16 protein-coding genes are annotated in these 16628 nt (G+C 38.3%); 3 read left to right on the top strand and 13 right to left on the bottom strand.

Translation table 11 applies throughout. The features are described 5' to 3' along the window. Window positions 1-3: 3 nt before the first annotated feature. The 8 genes from ACLR96_RS07500 to ACLR96_RS07465 form a co-directional block, all read right to left on the bottom strand. The gene (locus tag ACLR96_RS07500) at window positions 4-657 is read right to left on the bottom strand and encodes a hypothetical protein (RefSeq protein WP_177270191.1); all 654 of its coding nucleotides are present in this window, start codon (window positions 655-657) and stop codon (window positions 4-6) included. Further along, window positions 590-1147 carry a DnaJ domain-containing protein gene (locus ACLR96_RS07495; RefSeq protein WP_177270189.1) on the bottom strand — a complete coding sequence of 186 codons (558 nt, stop codon included), beginning with the start codon at window positions 1145-1147 and terminating at the stop codon, window positions 590-592. Before ACLR96_RS07495 ends, ACLR96_RS07500 begins: the two co-directional genes overlap by 68 nt. 49 nt (window positions 1148-1196) lie before the next feature. Next, a complete protein-coding gene (locus ACLR96_RS07490; RefSeq protein ID WP_177270187.1) occupies window positions 1197-2120 on the bottom strand; it encodes a DUF5685 family protein in 924 nt (307 codons plus the stop codon). A 66-nt stretch (window positions 2121-2186) separates the two neighbouring features. Continuing rightward, window positions 2187-4229, bottom strand: coding sequence for an FtsX-like permease family protein (locus ACLR96_RS07485; protein WP_177270186.1), 2043 nt, complete (start codon window positions 4227-4229; stop codon window positions 2187-2189). After that, window positions 4222-4992: an ABC transporter ATP-binding protein gene (locus ACLR96_RS07480; protein ID WP_177270184.1), complete on the bottom strand. Its 771-nt coding sequence runs from the start codon at window positions 4990-4992 to the stop codon at window positions 4222-4224. The genes ACLR96_RS07485 and ACLR96_RS07480 overlap by 8 nt, the downstream gene beginning before the upstream one ends. Before the next feature lie 114 nt (window positions 4993-5106). Continuing rightward, window positions 5107-6123, bottom strand: coding sequence for a sensor histidine kinase (locus tag ACLR96_RS07475; RefSeq protein ID WP_177270182.1), 1017 nt, complete (start codon window positions 6121-6123; stop codon window positions 5107-5109). Next, window positions 6120-6794: a response regulator gene (locus ACLR96_RS07470; protein WP_177270180.1), complete on the bottom strand. Its 675-nt coding sequence runs from the start codon at window positions 6792-6794 to the stop codon at window positions 6120-6122. The genes ACLR96_RS07475 and ACLR96_RS07470 overlap by 4 nt, the downstream gene beginning before the upstream one ends. A 31-nt stretch (window positions 6795-6825) precedes the next feature. Beyond that, window positions 6826-8007: an amidohydrolase gene (locus ACLR96_RS07465; RefSeq protein ID WP_177270178.1), complete on the bottom strand. Its 1182-nt coding sequence runs from the start codon at window positions 8005-8007 to the stop codon at window positions 6826-6828. 192 nt (window positions 8008-8199) lie between these two features. Here ACLR96_RS07465 and ACLR96_RS07460 point away from each other — a divergent pair, with 192 nt between their 5' ends. After that, a complete protein-coding gene (locus tag ACLR96_RS07460; RefSeq protein ID WP_177270176.1) occupies window positions 8200-9582 on the top strand; it encodes an HD domain-containing protein in 1383 nt (460 codons plus the stop codon). 109 nt (window positions 9583-9691) lie between these two features. Here ACLR96_RS07460 and ACLR96_RS07455 read toward each other — a convergent pair whose 3' ends face one another. Beyond that, on the bottom strand, window positions 9692-10795 hold the full coding sequence (locus tag ACLR96_RS07455; protein ID WP_412265530.1) for a collagen-like protein: 1104 nt from the start codon (window positions 10793-10795) through the stop codon (window positions 9692-9694). 436 nt (window positions 10796-11231) lie between these two features. On the opposite strand from ACLR96_RS07455, the gene ACLR96_RS07450 reads away from it, so the two are divergent. Beyond that, entirely contained in the window at window positions 11232-11423 is a 192-nt protein-coding gene (locus ACLR96_RS07450; protein ID WP_177269144.1) for a ribbon-helix-helix protein, CopG family, read from the top strand. A gap of 473 nt (window positions 11424-11896) precedes the next feature. On the opposite strand, the gene ACLR96_RS07445 is transcribed toward ACLR96_RS07450, so the two are convergent. After that, window positions 11897-13090 (bottom strand): DUF815 domain-containing protein, encoded by a 1194-nt coding sequence (locus ACLR96_RS07445; protein ID WP_177269146.1) that lies wholly within the window; start codon window positions 13088-13090, stop codon window positions 11897-11899. Window positions 13091-13295: 205 nt separating this feature from the next. Between ACLR96_RS07445 and ACLR96_RS07440 the strand changes: the two genes are divergently transcribed. After that, entirely contained in the window at window positions 13296-14000 is a 705-nt protein-coding gene (locus tag ACLR96_RS07440) for a pseudouridine synthase (RefSeq protein ID WP_177269148.1), read from the top strand. A 42-nt stretch (window positions 14001-14042) separates the two neighbouring features. Here ACLR96_RS07440 and ACLR96_RS07435 read toward each other — a convergent pair whose 3' ends face one another. The 3 genes from ACLR96_RS07435 to ACLR96_RS07425 all read right to left on the bottom strand — a co-directional run. Then, on the bottom strand, window positions 14043-15392 hold the full coding sequence (locus ACLR96_RS07435) for an MFS transporter (RefSeq protein WP_177269150.1): 1350 nt from the start codon (window positions 15390-15392) through the stop codon (window positions 14043-14045). 29 nt (window positions 15393-15421) lie between these two features. After that, entirely contained in the window at window positions 15422-15964 is a 543-nt protein-coding gene (locus tag ACLR96_RS07430; RefSeq protein ID WP_177269152.1) for a hypothetical protein, read from the bottom strand. A 136-nt stretch (window positions 15965-16100) separates the two neighbouring features. Continuing rightward, on the bottom strand, window positions 16101-16628 hold a 528-nt coding region (locus ACLR96_RS07425), incomplete at its 5' end, for a hypothetical protein (RefSeq protein ID WP_412265528.1).

The following is a 16628-nucleotide window of genomic DNA, read 5'->3' as shown; positions in this document are numbered from 1 at the left end:
GATTCAGCTGAGCTTCATATTGTCTGCACCGCGGTTTTTAATTCGTTTGAGATAAAAATTGATAAGAAGAGTATAGATATAATCATATACCAGCATTATCAGTATTCCGGCAATTATCAATATTACTGTCGGACAATCAGGAAGCCGTATGCTTCCAAGCAGAAGTTCTTTGAAGCCAAGGAGGCTGATGCAGAGAAGAAAAGCAAAGAATACAGCCTTTATGACTATTTGAATTATCCCGTTTTTAAGTTTTTCTATAAAAAATTTCACGATTCCGTAGTATCCGAAAAAAAAGGCATAGGGAATCATTGCCAGTTTGTTTGGGACAAGAACAAGGCCCAATATTACAGCCGCGGCGTATAAAATGGCTCCGGCACTTACTCCTGATTCTATGATCATGACGGCTACGAACAAGGAGCTTATGGCAAACAGTGTAAGTTCTATGCCCGGGATTATGGAACCGGTGAATATAAATATGAGAGTGAGGGCGAGACATATTCCGCCCAGAGCTATTGCAGATGTATTTTTTCTTTTAACAGTCTCTTTTTTCAATTTTTGATCCTCATGTCGCTTAGGTGAAATTATCGGACTATATACAGTCGCAGCAGCAATCTGCACATATGTAGCATTGAAGCGCCTGACAGCACATATCGTCATTTCTTCCGTATCCTCTGCCATACGCCTGATTCTGATATGCGCCGTTCATATTGATTATACGGCCGTATGCCTGACTGTATTCCACATTGCTGGGATCAAGATCGTTGGCGGTCTTAAGTTTATTGATTGCATCATCGTACCAACCTTTTCTGTAGGAGAGCATTCCTGAAAGAAAGAACCATTCGGCACTCCTGTCTTTTGTTGAATTGAGAATGCTTTCAGCAGCGGACAGGTTGCCTGAATCTATATGACGTCTTACGGACATATAGTCCGGTGTTCCATAGCTGTAACTGCCGCTTGAGCTTCCGTGTCCTTTCATTATCATGTTATAAGCTTCATTTATTTCTTGGAGTTTTTCCTTGGCAAGATCGGACAGCGGATTGTCCTGATATTTATCAGGATGATATTTTTTAACAAGTTCTTTATAAGCTTTTTTGATTTCCTCATCGGAAGCGTTTTCGGAAACTCCCAATATTTCATAAGGGTTCATATAATTTCTCCTTTCATATGTACAGCCGCAGTATAAAGCGGTTTTTTTATTATATTTGTTTATCTTTATCTTTTCTCGTTATTATTTCTTCTGTTTTACGGTTAAGTCCCAGGTAAATTACATTCTCTATTATACCTTTATTCTTTTTTATATCAAGTGAATCTATGTAATCGCTCAGAATGGCCAGATAATGATAGAGATTGAAGCGCAGATCCGATTCGATTCTTTCTCTGAACTGAGCTGTAGTTTCTAAGTTTTCATCGTAGTTGAAGCGGTATATCAGAGGATTATAAGCTCCTGTATCTGCGTTTTCTTCTATATCATCTGCGGCATCTATCATATATATCCATTTTCCCATATGGTATCCTATATTTGCCATAAGACTGTAAGTTTTATTATATTTTTCGGGATCATCAAAACCTGACGGATTCTGACTGTAAAGAGTGACAATACCTTCGGAAAAGATGAGCTCCATTATTTTTGAAAATGCTTCGGCAGCCATGTCTATGCTGGAACATCTTTCTCTTTCAAGGGAAGCCAAATGGGACAGATATGTTTCCATTTCTCTGCAGAGCTTAGGATAGCGAGCCTGAAGTTTTTTATATATTTTTTTCAAAAGCCGGATAGTAGTTTTCGCATATAGTTTGCCTTCATCATTGGCATCATCAATGAGTTTGTACCACGCAAGGAGCAACATAACATCTGCTGCGTAATCTACAGCAGCATTTCTTATTATAGTTTTTTTCTTTATTAAAGGATGGGCAATACAGTGTTCCTGTACGGGAAGATCGCTTTTATTGCTTAGGGAGGCGAGAATTACGGCAAGAAAAGCGGCATCATAGCTCAGCGCCATCCGTGGCAGCTGGCCGTACCGCTTTCCTATAGATTTGCATATTCCGCAGTAATAGCCTGTATATATTTCATATTCACGAACTTTCAATTCGCCTTTGTCGATCTTCACGTAACCTAACATAGCAACAGACTAACATAAAAGTGTATTCATTTCAAATACAGAATGGTGAAGATTTGTTGAAGATATTTATTTTTTGACTATTCTGTAGTAAAGTCTGGATGTCATTTTATATACAATTATATAAAATATGGTGAATACCAGAAAACATCCTATTGTACAAAGTGCAAAAAGCTTCATATTAAACAGGTTAAGAAGGGTAAGCACTCTGAAAATGAAAGGGAAGTTAAAGGCTACATGAATTCCTGCTGTAACCAGAGGCAGAAAGAATACTGTTAGGATCTGTGAATTAATGGATTTCTTTACTTCACGGTGACTCATGCCTACATTTTGAAGTATTTCAAATCTTTTTTTGTCCTCATAACCTTCTGTAAGCTGTTTATAATACATGATCAATACTGTCGCCATTATAAAAAGCAGTCCGAGGAAGATTCCTATAAAAAACAATCCTGTCAGATCTTTGCCAAATGATTCGCCTTCCACAGAACGGCATTCGATGGCTCCGGTAAAACCGGCGTATGGAGAATCGCCTGACTGCTGTGAATCATTTAGCTGAGTCTTTATATCGTTGAAAGCATTTTCAATGGCAGTTTTGTTTTCTTCAGGATCACCTGCAATATCTGTGAGATAATAATAGTTTATGAAAGAACTGTATTCACCATATGCTTTTACATTTTTTTTGTAGATGTCATTAAGTACGGTATCATCCTTTACTACGACGAAATATCCATTTGAAATATTTGCAGCCATGTTGCCGCTTACCATAAAATCATCCAGAGTTTTTATCACATTTAATTTGGTATTGAAAATATTTATGGTATCTGTTTCAAGTTGTGCTCGGTTTGAATATACCAATACATCACTTTCGCTGTTTATAGTTTCATCAGTTCTCATACATCTGTTATAGTCATCAAGGGTGACAAACACCAAAGTAGCAAGCTTATCATAAGTCTGGAAGGCAGATAATGAGGTGTATGAATCCGGATCGGTGATGAATCTGTCTTCTTTTTCCTCATATACTGCAGAAACAGAAAGGTCCTTATAAGATATTTCATTTTTCTTTTTAAGTCCTTCTTTAGACAGTGATTTGTCCAGAAGCTCCGAAACATCATTGTTAAGAGGATCGTCAGCCATGGAACTTATGGAAAACTCAGCCGGATAACGTTTGTCGAGAGAGTCATCAAGGCCCAGATATATGGATAATGTAGCTGATACCATAACGAGAACCATTGTAGAAAGGATACATATGTTTGCAAGTCCTACTGCGTTTCGTTTCATTCTGTACATCATCGATGATACGCTGATGAAGTGTTTTGTTTTATAATAATACCCCTTATTTTTTTTCAGAAGCTTGAGCAGTGCTACGCTTCCTGCAGTAAACAGCAAATATGTACCGGCGATTACAAGAATAACAGCGACAAAATACATAGCAAATGCAGCGACAGGATTTTCTGTTGTTACGGCGATATAATATCCTGAGCCCAGGCAAGCTACTCCTAACGCTGCAAGAATCCATTTGACTTTAGGTTCACGTTCACCTGTACTTTCACTTTTTAGCAGTTCGACTGGTTTGGCTTTATATATCTGTCTTATAGAATTGAACAGTATCAATAAAAAGATTATACCAAATAAGCCGAAACTTTTTGATATAGCAGATGTGGAAATATAGAAGCCTATGGGAATTCCTCCGCCAAACATTTTTGCCAGAATCAGATACATAAGTTTATCAAGAAGGATTCCGCACAATATCCCAAGGATCATTACTGTGATATATGTATAAAATGTTTCAAATATAATGACTTTAGTGATATGGCGTTTTTCCATTCCAAGGATATTGTAAAGTCCGAATTCACTTCTTCTTCGTTTCAGAAGAAAACTGTTTATATAAAACAGGAATATAAAAGCGAATATGGATACTATTATTTGTCCGAACCCCATATAAGACTGTATGATATTGCCTCCCCATAACAGGGCTATATTTTCATTGTCTGCCAGTGAGCATATGATGTAATATATGGAGATGGTGAGAATACATGATACCATATATGGTATATATGTTCTTCGACTTTTCTTTATATTTGTAAATGCCATACTTGGGTAAAGTCTAGTCATTGATATCACCGCCTGTTGCCATTGTAGTAAGAGTGTCAGATATTTTCTGGAACATTTCTTCGGTAGTTGAATTTCCTCTGTAGATCTGGTGGAAAACCGTCCCGTCACTTATGAAAAGGACTCTTCTTGCATGACTGGCAGCCTTTATGGAGTGGGTTACCATTAATATAGTCTGTCCTTCACGATTTATTTCTGTAAAAAGTCTGAGAAGATCGTCGGCTGAACGTGAATCCAAAGCTCCTGTAGGTTCATCAGCCAGTATAAGCTGAGGGGAAGTTATAAGGGCTCTTGCAACTGCGGCACGCTGTTTTTGCCCTCCTGATACTTCGTAGGGATATTTGTACAGAAGATCTGTGATACCCAGCTTAGATGCCAATGGCTTAAGTCGTTTATTCATTTCATTATATTTTTTGCCTGACAGTACGAGGGGAAGAAATATGTTGTCTTTTAAATTGAATGTGTCCAGTAAATTGAAATCCTGAAATACAAAACCCAGATTATTTCTTCTGAACGCAGATATCTCCTTTTCACTTATAGCTGTTATATCTTTACCGTTTAAAAGAACCTTACCTCTCGTAGGCTTATCGAGCGCGGCCAGTATGTTGAGCAATGTTGTTTTTCCGGATCCTGATTCACCCATTATGGCAATGTATTCGCCTTTTTCCACAGAAAGACTCACATTGCTCAGAGCTGTAACGTTGTTTTCTCCAAAACGTGTGGTATATACTTTTTGTAAGTTTTTTACTTCTAATAAAACAGTCATTTTATTATGCCTCCTTAAATGTTTTCCTTATGCTAAGATTACCAGAGAAAAAAAGACGCTGCCATGTATTTGTCTTACATCGGAAGCGTCTAATCTTTCAATTTTGTAAGGTTGTTATTCCAGTATCATATCACGTGTTTGAAGATCTATGGAAACTGTAGTTCCAACGCCTACTTCTGACTGTATTGTGATGGCATGTGACAGGCGTGAGAGAATTTCATTGCATAGATAAAGTCCCAGTCCGGTGGATTTTTGACTGGTACGGCCGTTGTATCCTGTGAACCCTTTCTCTCCTATGCGAGGAATATCTTCGGGGGCGATTCCTATGCCTGTATCTCTTATGATAAGCGTTTTGGGTGCTTCATAAAATATAGATATTTTTCCGGCAGGTGTATATTTGAGAGAGTTTGAAAGTATTTGTTCTATAACAAAACTGAGCCATTTTTCATCTGTGTTTACTTTGATATTGGTATCAGCTATATCAAGGCTGATCTTTTTAGATATAAAAAGAGGCGCATATTTACGAACTGCTGATTTTACAATAGAGTCAAGATCGTAACGTTTGATCACATAGTCGCTGCTGTCTGATTCAAGACGTACGTAAGAAAGTGCCATCTCTACATATTGCTCAATTTTAAAAAGCTGGATGTTGAGAGGTGAACTTTTCGGCTGATCATGAAGTAGCATGTGCATAGCTGATATGGGAACCTTTATCTGATGTACCCACATAGCATAATAATCTTCCATATATCGTTTTGAGGCGATATTTTCAGTGATGAGTTCACTTCGACTTTCATAGAGTATTCGTACAAGATTTTCATACGCCTTATATGTGTCATTTTCTGAGGAAGGCAGGGAACCTAAGGTCAGTGTTATATTGGATGTGGCGTGTTTTAAAGCGTTCAGATGTTGGTGAAATTTTGGAAAGTCCAATATGATATATATAGCTACTGTGATTGTACATATTATTGAGGCAAAAACTATGGCGTCAAGATTTACATTATAGAGAAAAAATATGCCTGATAGTATGATGATGAATATGCCTGATAGTATGATGGCGTTTCTCTTGCTGCGAATATATGCAGCGAAGAAACCGCATTTTTGTTGGTCTTCATTAAATTCGTTACTCATTCGATTATATATCCCATACCTTTCTTGGTTTTTATCAGGTCGTGGACACCTATGGCTGCCAGAGATTTTCGCAGGCGTGTAACGTTTACGGATAAAGTATTTTCATCGATGAAACAATCTGTTTCCCAAAGCTTATTCATCAGGATATCCCTTGATACTACTTGACCTTTGTTTTCCAGAAGTATTGTGAGAATCTTGTTTTCATTTTTTGAAAGCTCAAGTTTATTATCATGATATGTTACTGTACAGGCAGTACTGTTGAGTATTATGTTATCATGCTGGAATATTCCTGACTGCTGCGTGGTAAAATCATAAGTTCTGCGGAGAAGAGCCTGTATCTTGGCAAGCAGCATATCCATATCGAAGGGTTTCGACACGAAATCATCAGCACCCATGTTTATGGCCATGACAATATTCATTTTGTCTCCGGCGGAAGAAATGAACATTATAGGGACCTTTGAAATTTTTCTTATTTCGCTGCACCAATGATATCCGTTAAAGAAAGGAAGCGAAATATCCATAAGAACAAGATGTGGTTCGATTTCAAGAAACTGTGTCAGAATGTTTCTGAAGTTATTGCAGACATTTGATTCGAAGCCCCAGCTGCTGAGTTTGTCTGCAATAGAGTGTGCGATAGTTTCATCATCTTCAACAATAAAGATCTTATACATTTTATCACCCTCTCTTTTAAATGTTCCTGTTTTATGCCAGGAGACGCCTGTAGAGTTCGAACCCGCCAAGGAGTACTTTCTCATCAAAATCAAAATTTACGCTATGAAGCGAAATACCAGTACCTGTTCCCAGAAGGAAAAAAACTGCAGGGGCGTAATGACCGTAAAATGAGAAATCCTCTGAAATGACAAGAGGCTCTGAGAATTCTTCATATCCGCTGGGAAGAGAATCAAGAACCGGCCGTATTTCTCTGTATAGATCAGGATCATTTATCACAGGGGGATAACCATCGCTGTTTGAGAAATTTGTTTTACAGTTATATTCATTTGAAATCTGTTTCAGAGTCTCTTTTAGAAGCCTGATAATCATTTGGAATTTTTCTTCGCTGAAAGCTCGTACTGTGCCGAGCAGATGTGTATAATCGGAAACGATATTTCTTGCATATCCGCTGGTCATTTTACCTATATGGATTATAGTTTTGTCTTCGGGATCTTTTCCGGGAATTCTTGGAAGATCTCCTATACCTTCAGGAAATCTCGGTACTGCTCCCGGGATTTGCGAGTGCTTTCTGTAGACTTTATTGAGATAATCTGCGCCTATATAAAGTGCATCGTTTCCTTCATAGGGAGCCGTGCCATGAGCGGCTTTGCCGTAGATGTCTATGTTTATTTCTGCTGATTTGGGCATGAGGGCATTTGGCCTTGAGGCTATTTTTCCCGCTTCAATAAATGGCCACATATGTATGCCGAAAATTTTTGTAACATTGTATTTTTCCAAAACTCCGCTTTCACATATTTCTTTTGCACCTCCAAGAGTTTCCTCAGCTGGCTGAAAGATAAGAAGTACATTGCATTTAAGCTCGTCGAGAGTATCGACATATTGTCCAAGAGTCAGAACCATGGCCATATGACCGTCATGACCGCAGGCATGCATTTTATTTTCGTGGACGGATCGGTAACTGCAGTTGTTAGTTTCCTGTATAGGCAGGCCATCCATATCGGCCCTGAATCCGTATGTTTCCTTGCGTCCTTTGTCAAAATAAGCGCAGATACCTGATCCGCACAGAAACGTCATTTTGCAGTTAAGCTGTTCTAAGACAGACAGCAAATATCGTTTTGTCTGGGGAAGATCTCGGTCGAGTTCTGGTATCTTATGGAGACTGCGTCTATGATTTTTCAATAATTCTTCATAGTTTGTTTCTGTATTTATCATTTTGAATTTCGTCCTTTTGCAGAATGTTATTGTTTATGATAACATAGCTGAAAGTTTAAGGCAAATAGGAAGGATTTTATCATATAAGCAAATTTTAGAAATTTGGTATTAAGATATGATTAAATGTTGAATACAGCAGATATAGTGGTATGTTATAATCATATCATAGATTTACATCGGGAGGAATAGGCGATGGCGTGCGGAAAAAAGACAATTGTGACAACAGGAGGGCGAGCAGCTTTAGAGCTTTTGAACGATTCAGGATATGAAGCTTATTTTGTGGGCGGATGTGTCAGGGATTCTATTCTTTCAGATATGGGATATGACGGGCTGCAGGGAATTGATATAGATGTTGCGACTGATGCTGTGCCTGAACAGGTGAAGGAAGTTTTTCACGATATGAATATAATAGATACAGGATTGAAACATGGAACTGTTACAGTTTTGTTTCCGGCAGATCAGGGCGGATTCATCCCTGTTGAGATAACCACATACAGAACTGAAGAGGGGTATTCTGATGGAAGGCATCCTGATAAAGTGAAATTTACGGGATCTCTTATAAAGGATCTGGAAAGAAGAGACTTTACTATTAATGCAATGGCTATGGATCTGAAAGGCGAGATAATAGATCCACTGGGAGGAAAAAATGACCTCAAAGACCGAACAATAAGAACTGTAGGATCTCCTGATAGGAGGTTTAGCGAAGATGCTTTGAGGATAATGAGGGCGCTGAGATTTTCATCGGTATTGGGATTTGATATAGAGAAAGAGACAGAGAATTCTCTTTTTGAAAACAGTTATATGCTAAAAAATCTTTCTGCAGAGAGACTGTTCAGTGAGTTTAAGAAGCTTTTGACAGGAATAGATGCAGGAAGAACAGTAAGGCGGTATGCAGATATTCTGGGAGTTATTATTCCGGAACTTGTAGCGATGAAAGGCTTTGAACAACATAATGAATATCACAAGTATGATGTTCTTGAACATTGTATCAGGGCTATGGAGGCTGTAGCAGTCAATGATGCAAATAATTTGCATATGAAAATGGCCTCACTTTTTCATGATATAGGAAAGCCGTTGACGTATTCTTTGGATGATACGGGAAGAGGACACTTTTACGGACATGCTTCAAAGGGAGCTGAGGTGGCAGAACTCATTATGAAGCGATTTAAAGCTGATAAAAAATTATCTCAGAGAGTTATTCTTTTGATCAAGTATCATGATCTTATATTTAAAGAAGATGAGAAACTTCTTAAAAGGTGGATGAGACGGTTTTCGCCAGAGATCCTTTTTGAGATTCTTGATATAAAAAGGGCGGATAATTTTGCCACAGGCAATATGGGAGATGATTTAAAAAGGCGATTTGATAAAATAGAAGCTATGATGAAGGGCATTTTGGAGAAACATAAATGTTTTTCTTTGAAAGATCTTGAGGTAGACGGTACAGATATAATGGCTCTTGGGATATGTCAGGGCCCGGAGATAGGAAGGCTGTTGGATTATCTTTTGGAGGAAGTGATAGAAGGTAAAGTTATAAACAGAAAAGATGATCTTATAAAGGCTATAGAAAAAATTTGATATAACAGAGGATCTTTTTTCATTCAACATAAGGTATTGATGTGCGCTATTATTTGCTTTTAAGTAAAAAGTGTGTACAGCATGATTTTGCTGTACACACTTTTTACTGTTATCTGCTGAGTTTGAGAAAAGTCAGGTTTACTGTACCATCTTTAGCGTTCAGAGGGCCATTGTAGACGAGCGAAAATACTGTATCTGTGGGAGCGGCCAGAACGAAGTGGGACGATCCACAGGCGACAGATCCATCTGCTGTTGTGGCAAAATATACACCTGTGTCAAGATGTGGCAGACCATTATAAAATGGCGTGATCTGCATGTAGGATGGATCTACTAATATTGCAGAGACATTGTATGATACAAGATAATATCCAGATTTGATGTTTATATGAGTTAAATCTGATTCTGTGATATTTCCGGTTACGTCTATTACTGATGGATGTAATGTCAATAGGTTTCCGTCTATGAATCTATCTTGGAAGTCGATAAATGAAGCAAATGTTTCATTTGGCGTTGCACCAGTAGGGCCGGTTAGGCCTCTTTCTCCTTGTTCGCCTACGGCTCCTGTCGGCCCAGTCGGTCCAGTAGCCCCTGTAGGCCCTTGCTCTCCTTGAGGTCCGGCAGGCCCTTGCATCCCTGTGACACCTTTTTCTCCTTGAATTCCCTGTGGGCCTTGTGTTCCTTGGGGTCCGACAGGACCTGCATTGCCAGCAGGTCCTGTAGCTCCTGTCGGCCCTTGTTTTCCTTGCGGGCCAGCAGGTCCTGTAGCCCCTGTATTACCAGCAGGTCCTGTGACGCCTGTAGGCCCTTGCTCTCCTTGAGGTCCGGCAGGCCCTTGAATTCCTGTGATACCTTTTTCTCCTTGGATTCCCTGTGGGCCCTGTACTCCTTGAGGTCCTGTGTTGCCAGTAGGTCCGGCAGGTCCTGTAGAACCCTGTTTCCCCTGCGGTCCTGTAGGCCCTGTGATGCCTGTATTGCCGACAGGTCCGGTTGCTCCCTGAGGCCCTGAAGGTCCTGTGGCGCCTATAGGGCCTTGCTCTCCGCGAGGCCCGGCAGGTCCGGTAGGCCCCTGAATACCGGTAGGTCCCTGTGGTCCGGTGGGGCCGACTATTAATTTTGGAAAAGTGTTACACATGCAGCAGCATTTTGTCGGTCTGTATAAAGATGAATTATTTATCCCATGACAGATCGGTTTGTACTTTTTAAAATCTGACATATCCGACCTCCGATATCTTTCCGAAAAAATAACATTACTTAAATATATTCAGAATTATCGTTAGAGGTGAGAGTTGTTGAGTACTATAAGCTATTTAAGGGTCGGCTTTTTTAATAAAATGCAAATGCAGTAAAAAAGTATTTTAAAGATCCAAAAAGGTTTATAATATTTTCTGACAAACCAGTGTACTTGAAAAATTTCTACTGTTATTTTCAGCCTGTTTTTAAAAGATTTTTTTAATTGTTCTTTTTCTTTTGCTTGTATGAGCTTGATGAATTGTTCAGGTGTTATCTTTCGCATAGGTTTCACCTTTTTAAACATAAAGAATATATGTATATATGAATATAAAAATGATATCATAATTTAAGTATATAAACAGCATGTTTTTACAATTATAATTTTGGTATTAAAAATTTTTATGAATATAGGTGAGAGCATGCAGAAAATAATCGTTCCGAAAAAGAAAGGTGAAGACGGATATAAAGTAACATCTGTTCGTCTTCCGGAAGAATTGCTTGACAGATTGAATCGATTCACAGCAAGGACTGAGTTATCAAGAAATGAAGTCATAATTACGTTATTGTCACAGGCTTTGGATATCGCGGAGATAAAAGAAACACAGGATTAAATTGTCATATGATCATTTTTCTATACCTGAGGTCATCTATAGGGCAGCAGAAATTCTGCTTTTGGCAGATTTTTATTAAACTGTAAGATCATTTTGTTTTTTGTAAAAAAAACGGTAGGTGTTAACCTACCGAAAAATCTTTATAATACTTTTATAAGTTATTATTTTCTTTTTACAGCTGACCATGTTTTACAGCCTCATCTATGAGGTAAGCACAATCAGCAAATGTTTTTTTAGCTTTTACTATTATTTTTTTTGTAGCATTCATATTTATCCCCTCTTTTCCTTAGCTACGTTGTTATTATAGCACAGTTTTTATGCTTTGTACTGATTTTTGTACAATTTTAATGCGTATATGCATTTTTTAATCTGATCTTTATTGGTAAAAAATGAAATCACAGATTTGCTGCAGCATAGGACATGGTACTTTATTATGTTGATAGAGGATATGACAGAAATAGGATTCTGAGTTATCAGAGTCCTATTTTTAAAAGTTCTATAAATTGTTTGGCTGTTCTTGGACTTCGGCCATTTTTTCTGATGGCATGGGCTTCTGCTTTTTTGAAAAGTTCTTGTTTATCCATATCTATGCCATACTGATCTGCCAGAGCTTTTACAATAGAAAGATATTCTTCTTTATCAGGTTTCTGGAAAGTCACGGCAAGACCGAAACGTGCTGAAAGACTCATGGTTTCTTGCATAGTGTCATTAATATGAAGTTCATCTCCCATTCTGTCTCTGAAATTTTCTTTTAGCAAGTGTCTGCGGTTACTGGTGGCGTAAATTACTACATTATCTCCACAGCCTGATATACTGCCTTCGAGAGTGGCTTTCAGAGCTGAAAAATTATCATCGTTGCCTGTGAAGCTGAGATCGTCTATGAAAAGTATGAATTTCAGGGGATTTAAAGAAAGCTCCTCCATCAGCCAAGGAATTTGATAAAGTTGATTTTTCTTTACTTCTATAATACGAAGTCCTTTTGGCGACAGGTCTGCCGCAACGGCTTTTACAGTTGAGCTTTTGCCTGTTCCGGCATCTCCGTAAAGAAGCATATTGCTGGCGCCTTTTCCATCTATCAGGGCTTTTGTATTTTTTATTATAATATTGCGTTCTCTTTCATATCCAAAAAGCTGATCCAGAGGCTGATAGTCGGGATGGACAACAGGAACTACATTTCCTTCCTTCAGTCTGAAAAAACAGTACTTGGCATATATGCCATAGCCGGTTACGGAAATATTGCTGAGTTTCTCCATAAAATCATATTGTATATCTATAGGGCGCGTAGTCCATTCCGGAAGAAAACCTTCATATCCGATTATGTCCTGAAATGAATCTGATGTCAAAGATGCGATTTTTTGAAGAATAGAAAGCTCATGGTCTACAGAATCTCGTATGACATGATCTATATGTTTTTTTTCGGCATGTCCTTTCACATAAAAGTTGTCATCCTGAAGAACCAATGTTTTTATATAATCTGTAAGGCTGGCAGTATTTTTGTAAAGGGCTGATACAAAACGGCTGTAAAGATCTATTGATGTGTTAGTGTCTTTATCCTCGATGGTATCAAGAAGCAGTCTTAGACATGATATAGCCGGATCTTCTTTTAGTTTTGAAAATACTGTAAGAGAATCTATTTCCATTTTTAATTGACTAAAATATTTTTTCATGTTCTATCTCCTGTAAACGTAATATGTGTAAATATATTATACTTAAAGGTACTGATGTGAACAAGTATATTATGATAAAAGGTAAAGTTTGTTTGGAGAAGGTTTATATACAAATATTATAATGAATTAGTTGTATTGATAGATTTTATTCATTATACTATTATATATCATGGAAATTGCTTTGATAAATAACTCGGAGGATCAGATGAGAATAAACAAATATATTGCTAATGCAGGAATATGCAGCAGGAGGAAAGCTGACGAGCTGATCGCAAACGGCAATGTAAAGATAAACGGAATTATTGTCGAAGAACTTGGAAGGAATGTGGCTCAGGGAGATGTGGTAGAGGTCAATGGAAGGATCATAGATCATACTCATAAGAATGTTTATGTCGCAGTCAATAAGCCTAAAGGGTATATAACTTCTATGGATGATGACAAGGACCGGCAGACTGTGGCAGACTTGGTAATGGATATCCCTGAAAGGCTTTTTCCTGTAGGACGCCTTGATTACAATACTACGGGGCTTTTGATAATGACAAATGACGGACAAATGACATATACTCTGACGCATCCTAAACACGAGGTATATAAGACATATGTAGCTAAAGTTGCAGGAGTTATTTCTGATGCAAGGATTAGCAGGCTGCGCCGCGGTGTGGATATAGGTGGGTTTGTGACATCTTCTGCTAAGGTCAAAGTAATAAAGCAGATGCCCAGATATGCCCTTGTAGAAATAAAGATACGAGAAGGAAAAAACCGTCAGGTTCGTAAGATGTTTGCCGCTGTAGGGAATAAGGTGCAGGAGCTACAGCGCACTGAAATAGGGCAGATAAAGCTTGGTCGTCTTATGGAAGGTCATTATCGCAAACTTACCAATGATGAGATAAAATATTTGAAAAGTCTATAATGAAGAATTTGTAAGACCCGCGGAATTTAATGGATCCGCGGGCTATTTTATAATTTGGTTCGTATCTCTTCTCAGAGGATATTTATAAAGAGCAACAGAAGAAATAGCCAGAAAAATCATAGGGAGTATTGTGGCGGAGTTTTCTATCCATGTCATAGCCTGAATAGTCTGAGTTGTTCCGCTTCCGTTAAAACCTGCCATCTGGAGTATGGCGCCAAGGATTTGTCCTCCGATACCTACAGCAACAGCTTCAACAAGACCCTGAAATGAAAGGATCATAGCTTCTCGTTTCTTTCCTGTAGTGACCTTGTCATATTCGCATATATCATAAAATATAGAAGGCATTAACTGCCAGTATATAGCTGTGCAGATAGTCAGAAAAATTGTATATATAACAGCTCCTGACAGAGCTTCAAGACCGATCAGTCTTATAAGGAGCATACCGGTGATACCAAGCAGATAACATCCTATTAATGCTATTCTTTTATCGAATATGACAGATAGTTTTCCCACAAGAGGGATAAATGCTATGCCAAGCAGCGAGCGGATCATAAGGCATGCTGATATCTGAACTGCCGATAATTTCAGATTAAAAGTAAAATAGTACAGAACGTTTGACATAAGCATCGTATATACAATCAAAGAAAACAGACTGGCTGCTATAAGATATTTCATAGGACGCAGACGTGCTACAGAAATATATTCTCTGAATATATTGAGGATATTATGGGTGCCTGAAGGTTTTTTTTCTGTTTTTTTACAAGGTAGATCTCTGTTTTTTGATACGATAACAGTGATGATGATAGTAACGGATGTAATCACACCAAGAAATGCTCCGGTCAGTGACCAAGCTCCAGATTCACTGAATCCATGCTGCTGCAGGAATTCAACGATGATAGTGGGCATCACCATACAGAATACATTTCCGATCATATTGAAAAAGGATGCAAAGGATCTTATAGATGTTCTTTCGTCATAGCTTGATGCGTAATCGGTCCCCAGTGCACAGTAAGGCACGAAGAATCCGGTGAAACTGGTCCAGAAGAATACCATCATGATTCCGTAATACACAGGTTTGAAGTTCGCAGATATATTTATATCGGTAAACATCAGAAACAGCATAATGCCAAGGAATATGGAAAAGATTGATATAACGGGTCTTCGTCTGCCGAAACGGGTAGTGATATTGTCGGCAAGATATCCCATGACAGGATTGAATACAGCATTCCATACAGAGCCTATCGCTACGATGACTCCTGCTATGGCAGGAGGGATATCAGCAATAGTAGTAAGAAAGAAAAGAAAAAATGTGCCTACAAAACCATATGAAATGGCATCGCCCAGAGAAGCGATGCCGTATCCTAATTTTTCCTTAAATGTAGTCTTTTCCATTAAAGAATATTCCTTTCGTGATAAATTATTTAGGAGACATTTTTACTGCTGCGGAAATGTCTGCCGGTATAATCGTATTTCATATCAATTAAGTATAGGGCTTTTGAGACAGAGGCTTCGTTTATTCCTTCAAGGACTTCCTGAAATTCTTTGTCTATGTCATATTCTTTTATGAAATGTTCCTTGAATTCTGCAAGGCTTTTGAATGTTTCGGGAGTTTCTCCGTTTTTAGCGAATATATTACAGATCTCGCAGACTATGAAACCGAACATATCGTTGAGATCGTTGCTCAGCTCAACCGAAATCTTCATTCCGTCGGCATCAAAACCTTCTCCCTCCATCATATCAAATGTGAGGTTGTCTTTATCTTCAAGCATTTCATGATATTTTATTATAGAGGCATTCAGATCATTTTTGTTAGGTTCATACCAGTCCTTCATAGCATCTATAATCATAAGGCCCAGATTCTGAGGCATGCTGCCAAACCACAGCGACTCTCTGTGAAACCCCTGTTCATTTTCTTCTATGATATTTGCCAAATACATTCTGCTGATAGTACTTTGCTGCGTCATGATTTCTTTCCTTTCATTTATATTCATATAATAAATTATTATATCATATATCTCCGGATGTAAGCATCTTTTTTATAAAAAGGACAATAAAAGAACGAGATCCGAAAATCCCGTCCTTTTGGAGGAGTGCTGTATGTTATTTTGCATAATCGTTCATAAGTTTTATGGCTTGTTGCAGTCCTTGTTTCTCTTCTTCGTAAGTTTCATCAAGGTATTGCTGCTGAATGTCTCTGAGAGTTCTGAGCTGTTCTATTTCTGATGAAACATCAGGGTTTTCTGCATCATATTTTTCACCAAGGCTGATGACCACATCGTCTATATCACAATGCGGATATTTGACAAGTCCGTCTCCCCATGTGCCTTTTCTGTTTTCAAACAGTTGATTTTCAAGGTAATCGCAAGTTTCCTGATCAAAGTACATATCGTACCATGCCCAATCTATAGCCCACAGATATTCGTCATAGGCTTCTTGAATATTGCCTTTTTCGAGAGCATTGATGGTTTGGCTGAGCATATCTATGTTGGTCTGATAAAGTTCATGTTTATTGATGGCTTCAGGTTCAAAATCGAGTCCCAGCAGATAGTCCTGCAGTGTTTTGTAAACTTCCTGAGTCTGTTTGTTTAGTTTTACGGCTTCTGTTTTCTCTCCTGATTCCTCTACTGT

It is taken from the genome of Lentihominibacter sp. (genome assembly GCF_046951855.1).
Taxonomy (GTDB): Bacteria; Bacillota; Clostridia; order Peptostreptococcales; family Anaerovoracaceae; genus Lentihominibacter; species Lentihominibacter hominis.
Note: the sequence above shows the minus strand (reverse complement) of the source record. Positions and strands in the feature narration are given on the sequence as shown.

Bases quoted from the DNA above. Each gene is read 5' to 3' on its own strand.
- ACLR96_RS07500 (WP_177270191.1), bottom strand. From the start codon at position 657: ATGACGATATGTGCTGTCAGGCGCTTCAATGCTACATATGTGCAGATT.
- ACLR96_RS07495 (WP_177270189.1), bottom strand. From the start codon at position 1,147: ATGAACCCTTATGAAATATTGGGAGTTTCCGAAAACGCTTCCGATGAG.
- ACLR96_RS07490 (WP_177270187.1), bottom strand. From the start codon at position 2,120: ATGTTAGGTTACGTGAAGATCGACAAAGGCGAATTGAAAGTTCGTGAA.
- ACLR96_RS07485 (WP_177270186.1), bottom strand. From the start codon at position 4,229: ATGACTAGACTTTACCCAAGTATGGCATTTACAAATATAAAGAAAAGT.
- ACLR96_RS07480 (WP_177270184.1), bottom strand. From the start codon at position 4,992: ATGACTGTTTTATTAGAAGTAAAAAACTTACAAAAAGTATATACCACA.
- ACLR96_RS07475 (WP_177270182.1), bottom strand. From the start codon at position 6,123: ATGAGTAACGAATTTAATGAAGACCAACAAAAATGCGGTTTCTTCGCT.
- ACLR96_RS07470 (WP_177270180.1), bottom strand. From the start codon at position 6,794: ATGTATAAGATCTTTATTGTTGAAGATGATGAAACTATCGCACACTCT.
- ACLR96_RS07465 (WP_177270178.1), bottom strand. From the start codon at position 8,007: ATGATAAATACAGAAACAAACTATGAAGAATTATTGAAAAATCATAGA.
- ACLR96_RS07460 (WP_177270176.1), top strand. From the start codon at position 8,200: ATGGCGTGCGGAAAAAAGACAATTGTGACAACAGGAGGGCGAGCAGCT.
- ACLR96_RS07455 (WP_412265530.1), bottom strand. From the start codon at position 10,795: ATGTCAGATTTTAAAAAGTACAAACCGATCTGTCATGGGATAAATAAT.
- ACLR96_RS07450 (WP_177269144.1), top strand. From the start codon at position 11,232: ATGCAGAAAATAATCGTTCCGAAAAAGAAAGGTGAAGACGGATATAAA.
- ACLR96_RS07445 (WP_177269146.1), bottom strand. From the start codon at position 13,090: ATGAAAAAATATTTTAGTCAATTAAAAATGGAAATAGATTCTCTTACA.
- ACLR96_RS07440 (WP_177269148.1), top strand. From the start codon at position 13,296: ATGAGAATAAACAAATATATTGCTAATGCAGGAATATGCAGCAGGAGG.
- ACLR96_RS07435 (WP_177269150.1), bottom strand. From the start codon at position 15,392: ATGGAAAAGACTACATTTAAGGAAAAATTAGGATACGGCATCGCTTCT.
- ACLR96_RS07430 (WP_177269152.1), bottom strand. From the start codon at position 15,964: ATGACGCAGCAAAGTACTATCAGCAGAATGTATTTGGCAAATATCATA.